This window comes from Variovorax sp. V118, from assembly GCF_041154445.1.
Lineage (GTDB): Bacteria > Pseudomonadota > Gammaproteobacteria > Burkholderiales > Burkholderiaceae_C > Variovorax > Variovorax boronicumulans.
On record NZ_AP028663.1, the window covers coordinates 5167486 to 5181408 of the forward strand.

The window sequence follows — 13923 nt, forward strand, 5'->3', positions numbered from 1 at the left end:
CCGCCCTCAGCCCGGATGGGACAGCAGGCCGAGGCGCGTGGCCTCGAACACCGCTTCGCTCTTGGAATGCACCGCGAGCTTGCCGTAGAGGTTCTTGATGTGGGTCTGCACCGTGTGCACGCTCAGGCCCTTGAGGCGCGCGATCTCGGCGTACGAGAAGCCGCGCGCGATCAGCGTCAGCACCTCGTGCTCGCGTGCCGAGAGCAGGCCGCGGTCGGTCTCGTCGAGCGTCGTCTCCGCCGGCGCCGCGCCGGCTGTGCCCGGCACGGCCGCCTGCAGGCTGCGGTACTTGGCGAGCACGCGGCGCGCGATCATGGGCGAGATCGGCGAGGCGCCGGCCTTCATCTCGACGATGGTCTGCGCGATGTCTTCCGGTGCGGCGTCCTTGTGGATGTAGCCGACGGCGCCGGCCTCGATGCTGGCCAGCACGTTCTCCTCGTCGCCGAAGACCGACACCACCAGCGGCTCGCAGCCGGGAAAGCGCGCGACGGCATCGCGGATCACGTCGAGCCCGGTGCCGTCGGGCATGCCGAGGTCGACCAGCAGCACGTCGGGGATGGTCGCGGTTGCGGCCAGCCAGCTGCGCGCTTCCTGCACCGTACCGGCGCTGCCGAGCCAGAACAGGCGCGGGCTGCGCTGCACGCTGGCCTCGAAGAAGGCGCGTGCACGGCTGTCGTCCTCGACCACGAGCACGCCCCAGCGGCGTGGCATCCCGTCATCCTGTACCTCGGTATTCATGGGATGAAGCATAAGCCTGGGCACCCACCGGCACGCGGGGCCTGCCTCCCTCGTTCATGGGATGCCCCCTGCCAGATGCGTCACGAAACTTGTCTCTTCTTTCCGCCCTTGCGCCGCACCGCCGCCCCCTGCGCGGCCGCACCGTGAATACTTTCGAATTCCAGCCACGCCCTCGCGGCCTGCTCATGGGCCGATTCGCAGGGATTTGTGGGGTCACCGCGCCGTGGGCGGTGCGGACCTCATGCAAAATTGTCTGAATCCGGCCACGGGGCGCGACCAGCGCACCCCAGTCACCTCCTCCCATGGAACCGCAAACCACCCATCTGTTGTATCTGCACGGCTTCCGTTCGTCGCCCCGCTCGACCAAGGCGCGGCTGGTGGCGAAGCACGTGGCGCGCGAGCACCCGAACCTGGAGTGGTGGTGCCCGCAGCTGCCGCCGTCGCCGCACGATGCGATCGACATGGTGATGAAGGGCATCGCGCACTGGCCGCGCAAGTCGATGGCGGTGATCGGTTCGTCGCTGGGCGGTTTCTACGCCACCTACGTCGCCGGCATGACGCGCTGCCGCGCCGTGCTGCTCAACCCCGCGGTGCACCCGGCGCGCGACCTCACGCGCTACATCGGCAGCCAGACCGCCTGGCACGATCCGGCCGAGCACTTCTATTTCCAGCCCGAATTCATCCAGGAGCTGCGCGCCATGGAAATCGGCGCGCTCACGCGGCCCGAGCGCCTGTTCGCGATCATCGCCAAGGGCGACGAGGCGCTCGACTGGCACGAGATGTCGGCGCGCTACCCCGACAGCCGCATCAAGCTGCTCGAGGGCGGCGACCATGCGCTGTCCGATTTCGAAAAAGCGCACCTCGACGACGTGATGGCGTTCATCAACCCCGTCTAGCGTCCGCCCCGGGCCCGGAAGCGCGCCCGATCCCGCGTGGGAGAATCGCCGGATGTTTGTATTGTTTGAAGAAGCCGGCAAATACCTCGGCGGCCGCATCCTGTCGGAAGCCGAAGCCTCGGCACAGGTCGAGCTCGAGACCGGCAAGCGCGTCAAGGTCAAGGGCGCCAACATCGTTCTGCGTTTCGAGAAACCGTCCCCGGCCGAGCTGATCGCCGAGGCGCGCACGCTCGCCGCCGCCATGGACCTCGACCTCGCCTGGGAATTCGCAGCCGAAGGCGAGTTCGGCTTTGCCGACCTGGCCGCCGACTATTTCAGCGACAAGCCCTCGCTGGCCCAGCAGGCCGCCGCGCTGTTCGCGCTGTTCGAAGCGCCGCACTACTTCCGCCGCGCGGGCAAGGGGCGCTTCAAGAAGGCGCCGGCCGAAATCGTGCAGCAGGCGCTGGCGGCCATCGAGAAGAAGAAGGCCATCCAGGCGCAGATCGTCGAATGGGCGGGGCAACTGGCCGAGGGCGTGTGCCCGCCGCCGATCCGTGAGCAGCTCTACAAGATCCTGTTCAAGCCCGACAAGAACGCGCCCGAGTACAAGGCCGTGGTCGACGCCGCGCGCGCCACGCAGCGCCCGCCACTCGACCTGCTGGAGCGCGCTGGCGCCATCGATTCGCCCTACCAGTTCCACTGGCGGCGCTTCCTGTTCGAGAACTTCCCCAAGGGCACCGGCTTCCCCGCGCTCGCGGCGCCAGCCGTCGCCGACGACCTGCCGCTGGCCGAAGGCGTGCGGGCCTTCTCGATCGACGATTCGCAGACCACCGAAATCGACGACGCGCTGTCGGTGCAGGGCATGGGCAGCGGCACCATCACGGTCGGCATCCACATCGCCGCACCGGGCCTGGCGCTGACGCCGGGCAGCGCCATCGACGCCGTGGCGCGTGCACGCATGTCCACTGTGTACATGCCGGGCTACAAGATCACCATGCTGCCCGACGAGGTGGTCGACACCTACACGCTGCTCGAAGGCGGCGACCGCCCGGCCGTGTCGCTCTATGCGCGCTTCGACGAAGCCACGCTCGAGCTGCAGGGCACCGAGACCAAGCTCGAACGCGTGCCGATCGTCGCCAACCTGCGCCACGACCAGCTCGACGCCGTCGTCACGCAGCCCTGGCTCGAAGACGCCACCTTCAACTCCGACAACACCCCCGACGCCGCCGCGAAGCTGCGCGCGCCGCTGTCCTTCCTGTTCCGCCTGGCCAAGCACCTGAAGGCGCAGCGCGAAGTGGTGCGCGGCAAGCCCGAGAACTTCAGCCGGCCCGACTACAACTTCCGCCTCGTCGGCAACGACGGCGCGGAGCCCACCGGCAACGAGCAGGTGCAGATCAGCACGCGCCAGCGCGGCGCGCCGCTCGACCTGATCGTGTCCGAGGCCATGATCCTGGCCAACAGCAGCTGGGGCGGTTGGCTCGGCGAGCTCGGCGTGCCCGGCCTGTACCGCAGCCAGGCCAGCCTGGCGCCCGGCATCAAGGTGCGCATGGGCACGCGCGCGCTGCCGCACGCGGGCCTGGGCGTGAAGAGCTACGCCTGGAGCACCTCGCCGCTGCGCCGCTACACCGACCTCGTGAACCAGTGGCAGATCATCGCGGCCGCGCGCCACGGCAAGACCGCCGCGCTGGCCGCGCCCTTCAAGCCGAAGGACGCCGACCTGTTCTCCATCCTCTCGGGCTTCGACGCGGCCTACGCCACGTACAACGCCTACCAGGGCGGCATGGAGCGCTTCTGGACGCTGAAGTACCTGCAGCAGCAGGGCATCACCGAGCTCGAGGCCACGGTCATCAAGGACATTCCCAACGGCGCGCTGGTGCGCGCCGACACGCTGCCGCTGGTGTTCCCGGTGGCCGGCCAGCAGGAGCGCGGCGCGCGCGTGCGCGTGAAGCTCGGCGAGATCGACGAGATCGCGCTCGACGTGAGCGGCACCGTGCTCGAGCGCTTCGACGTGCCGCAGGCCGATGCCGCTGACGGCGGCGAGGACGACGAGGAAGAAGTCGCCGGCCCGATCGCCATCGCGGTCGACCTGAGCGACACCGAGGCCGCACCCGACCCGGCGACGACCACGCCTGCATGACCCCCGGTCGAACGACCGGAGACACGCGACCCCTGGAGGAGTTTCGAGAATGAATCTCAAGGACCTCAGCACGCTGCAGATCGCTCTGGGCGTGTCGGTCATCGCGCATGCCGCGTTGCTCGCGGTGCGCTTCGTCGATCCCGAATCGTTCAACCGGGTCTTCAGCGAAACCCCGCTTGAGGTGATCCTGGTCAACAGCAAGACCAACGACAAGCCCGACCCCGCGGCCCGCGTGATGGCGCAGACCACGCTCGCGGGCGGCGGCGACCTCGACAAGGGCCGCGCCACCAGCCCGCTGCCGCCGTCGAGCTTCACCACCATGGGCGACTCGTTCGAGGAATCGCGCCGCCAGGTCGAGGCCATGCAGGCCCAGCAGATGCAGATGCTGGCGCAGCTCAAGCGCGAGTTGGCCGCCATGCCCGTGCCCGATCCGCGCCAGGCCGGCGACCCGACCGAGGCCGCCGCGCGCGAGGAAAAGCGCCGCCAGATGGTCGCGCTGCTCGCCGAGATCGAACGCCGCGTGAACGAGGAAAACGCGCGCCCCAAGAAGCGCTACCTGAGCCCCGCCACGCGCGAGGCGGCCTACGCGCTGTACGTCGACACGCTGCGCCGCCGCATCGAGGTCAAGGGCACCGAGAACTTCCCGACCGCGGCCGGCAAGAAGCTCTACGGCGAACTCAAGATGACGGTCACCATCAACCACGACGGGCGCGTGCTCGACACCGTGGTCGACGAAAGCTCGGGCAACACCACGCTCGACCGCCGCGCCCAGGCCATCGTGCGCAGCGTCGGCAACTTCGGCAAGTTCACCGATGCCATGCGCAAGCAGACCGACCAGATCGTGCTGCAGTCGCGCTTCAAGTTCACGCGCGACGAGACCATCGAGCTGTCGTCCCAATAGCAACAGCACCCCCAGCAGAACACGGAGCATCGGCCATGGATCAGTACTGCGTCATGGGCAACCCCGTCGAGCACAGCCGCTCGCCCCGCATCCACGCGCGCTTTGCCGAACTCTGCGGCCAGCCCATGGCCTACGGCCGGCGCCTGGTGCCGATCGGCGCCTTCGCCGAAGGCATCGCCGCCTTCCGCAGCGAGGCGGCCGCACAGGGCGATGCGGCACGCGGCTGCAACGTCACCGTGCCCTTCAAGTTCGACGCCGCCGCGCTCGCGCAGCACACCAGCGAGCGCGCCACGCTGGCGCAGGCGGTGAACACGCTGCGCTTCGAAGCCGACGGCAGCATCCACGCCGACAACACCGACGGCATCGGCCTGGTCAACGACATCGTGCGCAACGCCGGCGTGCCGTTGGCGGGCCGGTCGCTGCTGCTGATCGGCGCCGGCGGCGCGGCGGCGGGCGTGCTCGGGCCGCTGCTCGACGCGGGCGCCGCGCACGTCGTGGTGGCCAACCGCACACTCGACAAGGCGATCGCGCTGGTGCAGCGCCATGCCGCGCTCGCGCTGCGCCACGGCGCCACGCTCGAGGCCTGGGCACTCGACGACGTGCCGGGCGACTTCGACGTGGTGGTCAACGCCACAGCCTCCAGCCTCGCGGGCGACGCGGTGCCCGTGCGCGCGCAGGTGCTGCGCCCCGGCGCGCTGGCCGTCGACATGATGTACGGCCCCGCCGCCGCAGGCTTCATGGCCTGGGCCAAAGCGCACGGCGCGGTCGCGCGCGACGGCCTCGGCATGCTGGTGGAACAGGCCGCCGAAGCCTTCGAATTCTGGCGCGGCGTGCGCCCGCCGTCGGCCCAGGTGCTGGCCGAGCTGCGCGCCTCGCTCGCCGCCGGCGCATGAAGGGCCTGCTGCGCCTGATCGCCTGCCTCGTGGTGGCGGGCCTGGCGCTCGAACTGTTCTTCGTGGTGCGCATCGCGGCCATGGCGGTGATCGATCCGCAGAGCACGGCCTTCCAGCGCTCCGAGGCCTGGCGCGTCGCCCTCTCGCAGGGCCGCGACGGCGGATGGCGCCAGGACTGGGTGCCCTACACGCAGATCAACGACACCCTCAAGCGCGCCGTGATCGCCAGCGAAGACGCCGGCTTCGTCGACCACAACGGCGTCGAGTGGGAAGCCATCGAGCGTGCGCGCCAGCGCAACGCGCGCGCCGAACAACTGGCCGCCAAGCGCATGGCGCGCGCGGCGGCACGCGGCAAGCCGGTGCAGCCGGCCCCGCTGCGCGGCGGCTCCACCATCACGCAGCAGCTCGCGAAGAACCTGCTGCTGTCGGGCGAGCGCACCATGCTGCGCAAGGGCCAGGAGCTGGTGCTCGCCACCCTGCTCGAGGTGCTGCTCGACAAGCGGCGCATCCTCGAGATCTACCTGAACAACGTCGAATGGGGCGAAGGCGTGTTCGGCGCCGAGGCCGCCGCGCAGTACTACTTCAGGAAGCCGGCCGCGCGCCTGAGTTCCTACGAAGCAGCGCGCCTGGCCGTGATGCTGCCGAGCCCGAAGTTCTTCGAGCGGCGGCCCAATTCGTCGTACATCAACGGACGGGCATCGACGATCGTGGCGCGGATGCCGGCGGTCGACCTGCCCTGAGCTTGCGCACCGCGCCGTCCACCGCCAGCACGGCGACGAAGCCGATCGCGTAGGCCAGCACGTCCCACCAGTCGGCGGTGGCGCCGAGCACGATGCGCAGCGCGCGGTTCGGAATGTGCAGGTGCCAGGTCGACGCAAGGAACTGCCCGAGTTCCACCAGCAGCCCCACGCCGAAGGCCGCCAGCGCGAGCGGCAGCACGCGCGCGGCAACGAAGGTCTTGAACACGAGGTACACCCACGCCACGGCCAGCACGTCGCCGAAGAAGCTTCGCACCCAGCCCCAGCGCGCGCCGACGGTGGCCAGCAGCACGAGCAATACAAAAAGGGCCACCGCCCACGCCAGGGAAAGAAGATCGAATCGCCATCGCATGGCCCGTATCATCGCCTCCATATGCTGGCAAAGCTCACAGGTTGGTTGCTGCTGGGAATCGTCCGATTGCTCACCGGCGCGCAGGCGCGCTGGTACGGCTGTCCACCGAAGGCCGAGCAGCGCATCTACTTCGCGAATCACCAGAGCCACGCGGACCTCGTGATGATCTGGGCCGCGCTGCCCGAGGAGCTGCGCAGCATCACGCGGCCCATTGCGGCGCGCGACTACTGGGCCAACACGCCGGTCAAGCGCTGGATCACGACGGAGGTGTTCAACGCGGTGTATGTGGAGCGGGCGGCCACGGGAGCTGCACCGGTTGCGCCGCCGCCGGAAACACCGCCTCAGGCACCGCCGCCCGCGGCGCCCATCGCCCCGGACGAGCGCATCGAGCCGTCGATGGAGCCGCTGCTGCCGATCGAAACTGTGTCTCACGCACCAGTTGCCGAAGGCCCGCAGGAGATTCAGGGACAGCTCGACCTTCCCGCGCCCCCGCCGCCTCCACCACCGGTCGCTCCACCGCCGGTCATCGAACCCGAAGCGCCCGCCGCCGCGCCCGAGCCGCCAGCCGCCGACCCACTCGCCCCGCTCATCGACGCGCTGCGCAGCGGCGACTCGATCATCATCTTCCCCGAAGGCACGCGCGGCCACACCGGCGAACCGCAGAAATTCAAGTCGGGCCTGTACGCCCTGGCGACGATGTTCCCCGACGTGGTGCTCGTGCCGGCCTGGATCGACAACGTGCAGCGCGTGATGCCCAAGGGCGAGATCGTGCCCGTGCCCATCCTGTGCTCTGTCACCTTCGGCGCGCCGATCCGTGTCGAGGACGGCGAAGAGCGCCGCCCGTTCCTCGACCGTGCGCGCGCCGCCGTGATCGCCTTGCGCGACGTCTGAAGGTATGAACCAGTTCCTGCGCAGCCTCAGCCCGACCCAGCAGGTCGCGGCCCTTTTCCTGATCGTCTTCGGCCTGCTCTTCATCGTGAGCACCGCCGTCTTCTTCCTGAGCTTCAAGGAGCGACGCAACCCCGTGCACGACGAGTCGTGGCAGGCCGAGCTGGCGCATTTCCGCGCGCTGCTGGGCACCACCTGGTTCATGGTGATCGTGTTCTGGATCGGCTGGGCGCTGGGCGAAACGGTGGCCACCGTGCTGTTCGCGCTGATCGCGTTCTTTGCGCTGCGCGAGTTCATCACGCTCTCGCCGACGCGCCGCGGCGACCACCGCAGCCTGATCCTCGCGTTCTTCGTGGTGCTGCCGATCCAGTTCTGGCTGGTGGCCACCGCGCGCTTCGACCTGTTCACGGTGTTCATCCCGGTCTACGTGTTCCTCGCCATTCCGGTGGCGAGCGCGCTGGCGAACGACCCCAGCCATTTCCTCGAGCGCAACGCCAAGCTGCAGTGGGGCATCATGGTCTGCGTCTACGGCATGAGCCACGTGCCCGCGCTGCTGCTGCTGACCTTCCCGGGCGACGAAGGCAAGAGCGCGTTCCTCGTGTTCTTCCTGGTTTTCGTGGTGCAGACCTCGGTGCTGGTGCAGCACCTGATCTCGCGGCGCATGCAGCGCACGCCGTTCGCGCCGAACGTGAGCCGCAGCTTCAACTGGACCAGCTGGGGCGTCGGCATCGTCGTGGCCAGCCTGGTGGGCGCGCTGTTCTCGTTCATCACGCCGTTCAAGTTCGGGCAGGCGCTCGCGGTGTCGATCATTGCCTGCGTCGCGGGCTCGATGGGCCACCTCGTGATGAAGGCACTCAAGCGCGACCGCGGCATTCCGAACTGGGGCCAGAAGGGCGTGGGCGTGACCGGCGCCAACGGCCTGCTCGACCGCGTCGATGCGCTGTGCTTCGCGGCGCCGATCTTCTTCCATTCGATCCGCTGGTACTTCAACGTCTGAAGCACCGGGCGGGCGGTGGGCGATCAGACCTTGCGCCGCACCACCCGGTCGAAGGCCTGCTTCACGCGCCGTCCCAACGCCTTCGTCTTCAGTGCCTGAAGCTCGCGCTTGAGCCGCGTGCGCTGCTCGGCCGACAGCGCGGTGCCGAAACGCCCGAGTGCCAACTCCAGCGCCTCGCGCTGCGCCGCCACCCGGCCCTGCCGCCCTTCGGCCTCGGCCAGCCATTCGCAGGCATTGGCCACACGCTCGCGCAAGGCCGCGTCGCCCGACTCGCCGAAGCGCGCGATGAGCACGCGGTAGGCCTTGGCCTGGCCAGGCAGGTCGTCCATCTTGTCGAAGGCCTTGGCCTTGTTGATCATCGACTTGGCGGCCCACAGCTGCAGGGCGCTGTCTCGTGCCATTGCCGTGCGCGCGATCACCTCGTCGTAGCTGGCCACGGCCTCGGCGAACCGGCCCGCGCGGCGCAGCACGGCGCCTTTGCGGAACAGCGCGCCGGCCACGCGCGCGCGCAGGTCGGGCAGCTCGGAATTGCCCCAGCGCGCAACGATCTCGTCGTGCACGCGCATCTCGTCCGCGGGCCGCGCGAGGCGGTCGAGCGCGGTGCTCTTGTATTGCAGGCACAGCGCCACCTGCGACTGCATCTCGGTGGAGGCATCGGCGCCGTAGCGCGCATCCATCGCGTCGGCCGCCTCGACGACCTCGGTGAAGTGCGCGAGCGCCAGCAGGCAGAAGGTCTTGTGCGACAGCGCGCGCGCGCACTGGCGGCGCATCAGCGGGTGCGGCGAGGCGGCATGCGCGGCGAGCACCTCGTCGAACAGCGCGATGGCCTCGCGCGACGCGCCCGCGTCGCCGAGCTTGCGGCCTTCGCGGACGGTGTCGCATGCCGAATCGAAGAGCTCGGCCGGCAGCTCGCCGGCGTCGAGGCCGCCGGTCTTACGCAGCCGCTTCAGGCAGGCCTCGCGCCCGGCCGTCGCCTTCGCGCGCAGCTCGCGCATCTCCGGCGTGGCGCCGTCGCGCGAGGCCGCGACGAGCGGCTCGTACACCGCAAGCGCCGCCTCGGGCCGGCCCAGCAGGTCGAGCAGCACGAAGCCCTTGTGCAGCAAGGTGGTGGCCACGGTGCGCTGCACCACGGCGTCGCTGTCACGCGCGAAGGTGCCGAGCAGGCGCTCGCAGGCAGCCAGCGCGGCCTCGCCGTCGCCCTGGTCCCGCAGCCCCACGGCCCACTCGTGGGCGCGCACGGCCGCGAGGCGGCGCACCTGCGCGGAGGCGTCGTGGCCGTAGCGATCGAGCAGCCAGCCGACCAGTTCGGCGCGGCGCGCGACCTCGTCGAGCCCGAGGCCGTCGAAGAACAGGGCCAGCGCGCGAACGCCTTCGAGCCGCAGCTCGGGCGCGGCCTCGGACAGGCCGGTCTCGATCTGGTCGGCCACCTGCAGGCACAGCACCTGCGCCTGCGTGTGCTGCGCCAGCTCGCGCAGGTTGAGCACCGCGGCCAGCCGGGCCCGCGCCACGCGCAGCACCACGCCGGCCTCGGCGCCGCCCTCGAAGCGTTCGATGGCCGCTTCGAGCGTGGCCAACGCGTCCTGCGGCAGGCCGCGGTGGTGTTCGATCTCGGCCTTCAGCAGGCGCGCGTCGAGCCGCCACGCATCGAGCGCGGCATCGGCCTGTGCGTCGAGCTGCTCGCTCATGAAGTCGCAGGCCTCGCAGCGTGCCGCCGCGTCGTCGATGAGCCAGGTGCGCTGGTACAGCGCGTGGGCGATGTGCGCGCGGATCTCGGGCTCGCTGCGCCCGCCATGCGCGGCCACCAGGCGGTCGAGCGTGGCCAGCGCGTCGGCCGGGCGGTGCAGCTGGCGCAGCACGTGCGCGAGCAGCCGCAGCGCCTGGCAGCAGGGCACGACCACGGCGGCGTCGGGCAGCGCGCCGAACTCGGCGATCAGCCGGCTGCAGGCGGTGATCGCCTCGCGGCGGCGGCCGAGGTCGCTCAGCAGCTCCGCCTGGCGAAAGCTCGCGGCGGCACGTTCGGCGGGAAGTTGCTGCAAGTGCGCGGGCAAGGCCGGGGCGTCGTTCAATGGCTTCGGTTGCTGCTGCGCGGAGGACTCGACTACATTCACCTTCGCTTCCTTGTGTGGCGCGCCCCGCGCGGAGCGGGGCGGAATGCAAGAACGGCGGATTCTGCCCGCGATCCCCCACGCATCGCGCGCGAATTCGCACCTTCTTCAACCTTCCTCACCCAGGCTTAGGCCTTTACGCTTCCTTTTCATGCGGATCCTCGGCATCGACCCCGGTTTGCAGACCACCGGCTTCGGCGTGGTCGATGCGGACGGCCATGCGCTGCGCTACGTGGCCAGCGGCACCATCAGCACCCGACACCTGGGCAGCGGCAACCTGCCGGCGCGCCTGAAGGTGCTGTTCGACGGCATCGGCGAGATCACGGCGCGCTACCAGCCCGAGGCGTCGGCGGTCGAAATCATCTTCGTCAACGTCAACCCGCAGTCGACGCTGCTGCTGGGCCAGGCGCGCGGTGCCTGCGTGACGGCGCTGGTGAGCCACAACCTCTCGGTGGCCGAGTACACGGCGCTGCAGATGAAGAAGGCCGTGGCCGGCCACGGCCAGGCCGCGAAGGCGCAGGTGCAGGAGATGGTGAAGCGCCTGCTCGACCTGCCCGGCCTGCCGGGCGCCGACGCGGCGGACGCGCTGGGCATCGCGATCACGCACGCGCAGGTCGGCCGTTCGATGGCGCGGCTCGCGGAGGCGGCCGAGCTGTCGAAGACCCACGCCGGCACCTACCGGCAAGGGCGTTCGCGCTGAGGCTTCAGCGCACGATGTAGCGCAGGTCGCCCAGGCGCCGGCGGCGCTCGCGCACCTCGGCGGCCACCGACACCGCGTCGCCAGCCAGCGCCCGCGCGATCCAGCCGGCCAGCTGCGGCATGTCCTCGGGCGTGAAGCCCAGCCGCACGATCTCGGGCACGCCCAGGCGCAGGCCGTTGATGTCGCCGTCGACCGGCGCGATCGGCAGGCCGATGCCGCAGGCCAGCAGGCCGCCTTGGGCCAGCTGCTTCGCGGCACGCTGCCCACCGCCCCAGCGCGCGGCCTCGAGCGCGAACTGGTGCGACCGCGTGAAGCCGCGTGCCTTGGCGAACACCGGCAGGCCTTGCGCATCGAGCGCGCGCGCCAGCGCCTGCGCGGTGTCGCGCATCGCCGCCGCATAGGCCGCGCCGTGCACCTTCCAGTCGAGCAGGCCACGCGCCAGCGCCGCGGTGCGGCCCGCGTCCGAGTTGGCCGTGAGGCCCGGGTAGGCGATGGCGTCGATGCGCGCCATCAGCGCCGCATCGTTCGACACGATCAGGCCGCCGGCCGGGCCGCCCAGGCTCTTGTAGGTGCTCATGGTGATCGCGTGCGCGCCCTCTTCGAGCGGTTGCGGCCAGGCCTTGCCGGCCACCATGCCCGACAGGTGCGCGGCATCGAAGAGCACCTTGGCGCCCACGCTGTCGGCCACCTCGCGGATCGCAGGCACCGGGTGCGGGAACAGGTTCAGGCTGCCGCCGATGGTGATGAGCTTCGGCTTCACCTCGCGCGCCAGCTTGGCCAGCGCCACCACGTCGACCGAGTAGCCGTCGGCATCGACCGGCGCCGGCACGGTCTTCAGGCCGTAGAGCCCGGCCGCGCCCGCCGCGTGGTGCGTCACATGGCCGCCGATGGCGGGCGGCGGCGCGATGATCGTGTCGCCGGGCTGGCAGGTCGCCATGAACACGTAGAGGTTCGACAGCGCGCCCGAGCTCACGCGCACCTCGGCGAAGCGCGCGCCGAACACCTCGGCCGCCAGCTCGGCGGCGACGACCTCGATGCGCTCGATGGCTTCCAGCCCCATCTCGTACTTGTCGCCCGGGTAGCCCAGCGACGGCCGCGAGCCCAGCCCGCGCGACAGCAGCGCCTCGGCGGCGGGGTTCATCACGTTGGTGGCGGGGTTGAGGTTCAGCCCGTCGACGTCGTGGATGCGGTGGCTGTCGGCCACGAGGCGTTCGATCTCGGCGGCCACGCCCGCCGCATCGCGCGCGGCGGCATCGGCGGCAATGGCGAGCACGTGGTCCTCGCTGGCGGCGGGAACCCAGGAACGGCGGTGAAGGGCTGCAGGCATGCGGTGTCTCGCTGGGAGTGGTGGAAGGGAATGACCGCATGGTCGCGCCCCGTACCCCAATGGGCAACACGGATAAACTGGGCCCGAGCCCTAGAAAAACTTGGCCTCCCCACCATGTCCCTTGCTCCACCCCGCCCTCGCCTGCCGCCGCACACGGCCGTGCGCGCCTTCGAGGCCGCGGCGCGCCACGGCAGCTTCGCGCGGGCGGCCGAGGAACTGTTCGTGACGCCCGCCGCCGTCGCGCAGCAGATCAAGGCGCTCGAGACCTGGGCCGGCGGTGCGCTGTTCGAGCGGCACAGCCAGGGCATCCGGCTCAGCGCGCACGGCCGGCGCGCGCTGCCTGCGCTCAGTGCGGCGGTCGACCAGCTCGGCCTCGCGGTGCAGGCGCTGCGCCAGGAAACCCAGACCGCCGCGCGCCGCAGCACGCTGCAGGTGGCGGCCCTGCCGGCGATGGCGCAACTGTGGCTGTCGCCGCGGCTCTCGCGGCTGAAGGCTGCGCTGCCCGGCGTGCAGGTGTCGGTGACGGCGCTGGAGCAGCCACCGAACTTCCGGCGCGAGCCTTTCGATCTCGGGCTGTTCTATGCGCGCGGCGCCGAAGCCGCCGTCGGCGCCACGGGCATCGCGCTCGCACGCGACCGCCTCGTGCCCGTGTGCAGCCCGCGCGTGCGCGCGTCGCTGGAGAGCGCACGCCCGCGCCCGCTCGACGACCTCATCGACGTGCTCGCGCGCTGCGGCGGCCTGCACGACACGGTGTGGCGCGACGACTGGTCGCGCTGGCTGCAGGCCGTGCGCCCCGACACCACCTCGACCGAAGCCGATGCGCTGGCTGCCGGGCCCGATTTCTCGCTCTACAGCCTCGCGCTGCAGGCCGCGCTCGACGGCGAGGGGGTGTTGATGGGGCGCGAGCGGCTGGTGGCGCCGCTGCTCGAGAAAGGCCGGCTGCACGCGCCCTGGGGGCGGCCGAAGGCGCTGGGAGACACGCTGATGTTGCTGGTGCCCGCGCACCGCAAGGGGCCGCTGCTTGCGCAGCAGGTGCAGGCGCTGCAGGCCCTGGTCGATTGAGCGGCTCGCGCTACGCGACGCGCTCGGCGATGAGAACGGCGAAGAAGCCGAGCGCCGCCAGCACCGTCCACTTGAACACGATCCAGCCGAAGCGGCGGTACTTGACCTGCCCCGTGCCCGCATAGAACGCGAAGGACACGCCCGCCACCAGCAGAAGCAGCAGGATGGCCCAGCGAAAGAGAAGCATCTG

At 70.6% G+C, this 13923-nt stretch carries 14 protein-coding genes; 9 read left to right on the top strand and 5 right to left on the bottom strand.

Annotated elements, in window-relative coordinates; translation table 11 throughout:
- Nucleotides 1-6 precede the first annotated feature (6 nt).
- Nucleotides 7-711 (bottom strand): response regulator, encoded by a 705-nt coding sequence (locus ACAM52_RS24025; RefSeq protein ID WP_369644746.1) that lies wholly within the window; start codon nt 709-711, stop codon nt 7-9.
- Nucleotides 712-1040: 329 nt separating this feature from the next.
- Between ACAM52_RS24025 and ACAM52_RS24030 the strand changes: the two genes are divergently transcribed.
- From ACAM52_RS24030 to mtgA, 5 genes are read left to right on the top strand one after another with little or no spacing between them, the layout of a single operon-like run.
- Complete coding sequence (locus ACAM52_RS24030) at nt 1041-1634, top strand: YqiA/YcfP family alpha/beta fold hydrolase (RefSeq protein WP_095743618.1); 594 nt, start codon at nt 1041-1043, stop codon at nt 1632-1634.
- Between the two features lie 52 nt (nt 1635-1686).
- Nucleotides 1687-3750 (top strand): ribonuclease catalytic domain-containing protein, encoded by a 2064-nt coding sequence (locus ACAM52_RS24035; protein ID WP_369644747.1) that lies wholly within the window; start codon nt 1687-1689, stop codon nt 3748-3750.
- A gap of 49 nt (nt 3751-3799) precedes the next feature.
- A complete protein-coding gene (locus ACAM52_RS24040; protein WP_062481214.1) occupies nt 3800-4651 on the top strand; it encodes an energy transducer TonB in 852 nt (283 codons plus the stop codon).
- A gap of 35 nt (nt 4652-4686) precedes the next feature.
- Nucleotides 4687-5544: a shikimate dehydrogenase gene (gene aroE / locus ACAM52_RS24045; protein ID WP_369644748.1), complete on the top strand. Its 858-nt coding sequence runs from the start codon at nt 4687-4689 to the stop codon at nt 5542-5544.
- Nucleotides 5541-6284: a monofunctional biosynthetic peptidoglycan transglycosylase gene (gene mtgA / locus ACAM52_RS24050; protein WP_062474202.1), complete on the top strand. Its 744-nt coding sequence runs from the start codon at nt 5541-5543 to the stop codon at nt 6282-6284. The genes aroE and mtgA overlap by 4 nt, the downstream gene beginning before the upstream one ends.
- Here the strand turns inward: mtgA and ACAM52_RS24055 are convergent.
- Nucleotides 6229-6666: a DUF2809 domain-containing protein gene (locus tag ACAM52_RS24055; protein WP_369644749.1), complete on the bottom strand. Its 438-nt coding sequence runs from the start codon at nt 6664-6666 to the stop codon at nt 6229-6231. The two genes, mtgA and ACAM52_RS24055, sit on opposite strands and share 56 nt — an antisense overlap.
- A 9-nt stretch (nt 6667-6675) precedes the next feature.
- On the opposite strand from ACAM52_RS24055, the gene ACAM52_RS24060 reads away from it, so the two are divergent.
- Together ACAM52_RS24060 and ACAM52_RS24065 are read left to right on the top strand one after the other, a co-directional pair.
- The gene (locus ACAM52_RS24060; protein ID WP_369644750.1) at nt 6676-7545 is read left to right on the top strand and encodes a lysophospholipid acyltransferase family protein; all 870 of its coding nucleotides are present in this window, start codon (nt 6676-6678) and stop codon (nt 7543-7545) included.
- A gap of 4 nt (nt 7546-7549) precedes the next feature.
- The gene (locus ACAM52_RS24065) at nt 7550-8539 is read left to right on the top strand and encodes a phosphatidate cytidylyltransferase (RefSeq protein ID WP_369644751.1); all 990 of its coding nucleotides are present in this window, start codon (nt 7550-7552) and stop codon (nt 8537-8539) included.
- Between the two features lie 23 nt (nt 8540-8562).
- On the opposite strand, the gene ACAM52_RS24070 is transcribed toward ACAM52_RS24065, so the two are convergent.
- On the bottom strand, nt 8563-10647 hold the full coding sequence (locus ACAM52_RS24070) for a hypothetical protein (RefSeq protein WP_369644752.1): 2085 nt from the start codon (nt 10645-10647) through the stop codon (nt 8563-8565).
- A 148-nt stretch (nt 10648-10795) separates the two neighbouring features.
- On the opposite strand from ACAM52_RS24070, the gene ruvC reads away from it, so the two are divergent.
- Nucleotides 10796-11344 (top strand): crossover junction endodeoxyribonuclease RuvC, encoded by a 549-nt coding sequence (ruvC, locus tag ACAM52_RS24075; RefSeq protein WP_062474210.1) that lies wholly within the window; start codon nt 10796-10798, stop codon nt 11342-11344.
- 4 nt (nt 11345-11348) lie between these two features.
- Here the strand turns inward: ruvC and glyA are convergent, their stop codons facing one another.
- Nucleotides 11349-12671 carry a serine hydroxymethyltransferase gene (glyA, locus tag ACAM52_RS24080; RefSeq protein WP_369644753.1) on the bottom strand — a complete coding sequence of 441 codons (1323 nt, stop codon included), beginning with the start codon at nt 12669-12671 and terminating at the stop codon, nt 11349-11351.
- Between the two features lie 114 nt (nt 12672-12785).
- Here glyA and ACAM52_RS24085 point away from each other — a divergent pair, with 114 nt between their 5' ends.
- Nucleotides 12786-13733 (top strand): LysR family transcriptional regulator, encoded by a 948-nt coding sequence (locus tag ACAM52_RS24085; RefSeq protein ID WP_369644754.1) that lies wholly within the window; start codon nt 12786-12788, stop codon nt 13731-13733.
- Nucleotides 13734-13743: 10 nt separating this feature from the next.
- On the opposite strand, the gene ACAM52_RS24090 is transcribed toward ACAM52_RS24085, so the two are convergent.
- Nucleotides 13744-13920: a hypothetical protein gene (locus ACAM52_RS24090; RefSeq protein ID WP_167394968.1), complete on the bottom strand. Its 177-nt coding sequence runs from the start codon at nt 13918-13920 to the stop codon at nt 13744-13746.
- Nucleotides 13921-13923 lie beyond the last annotated feature (3 nt).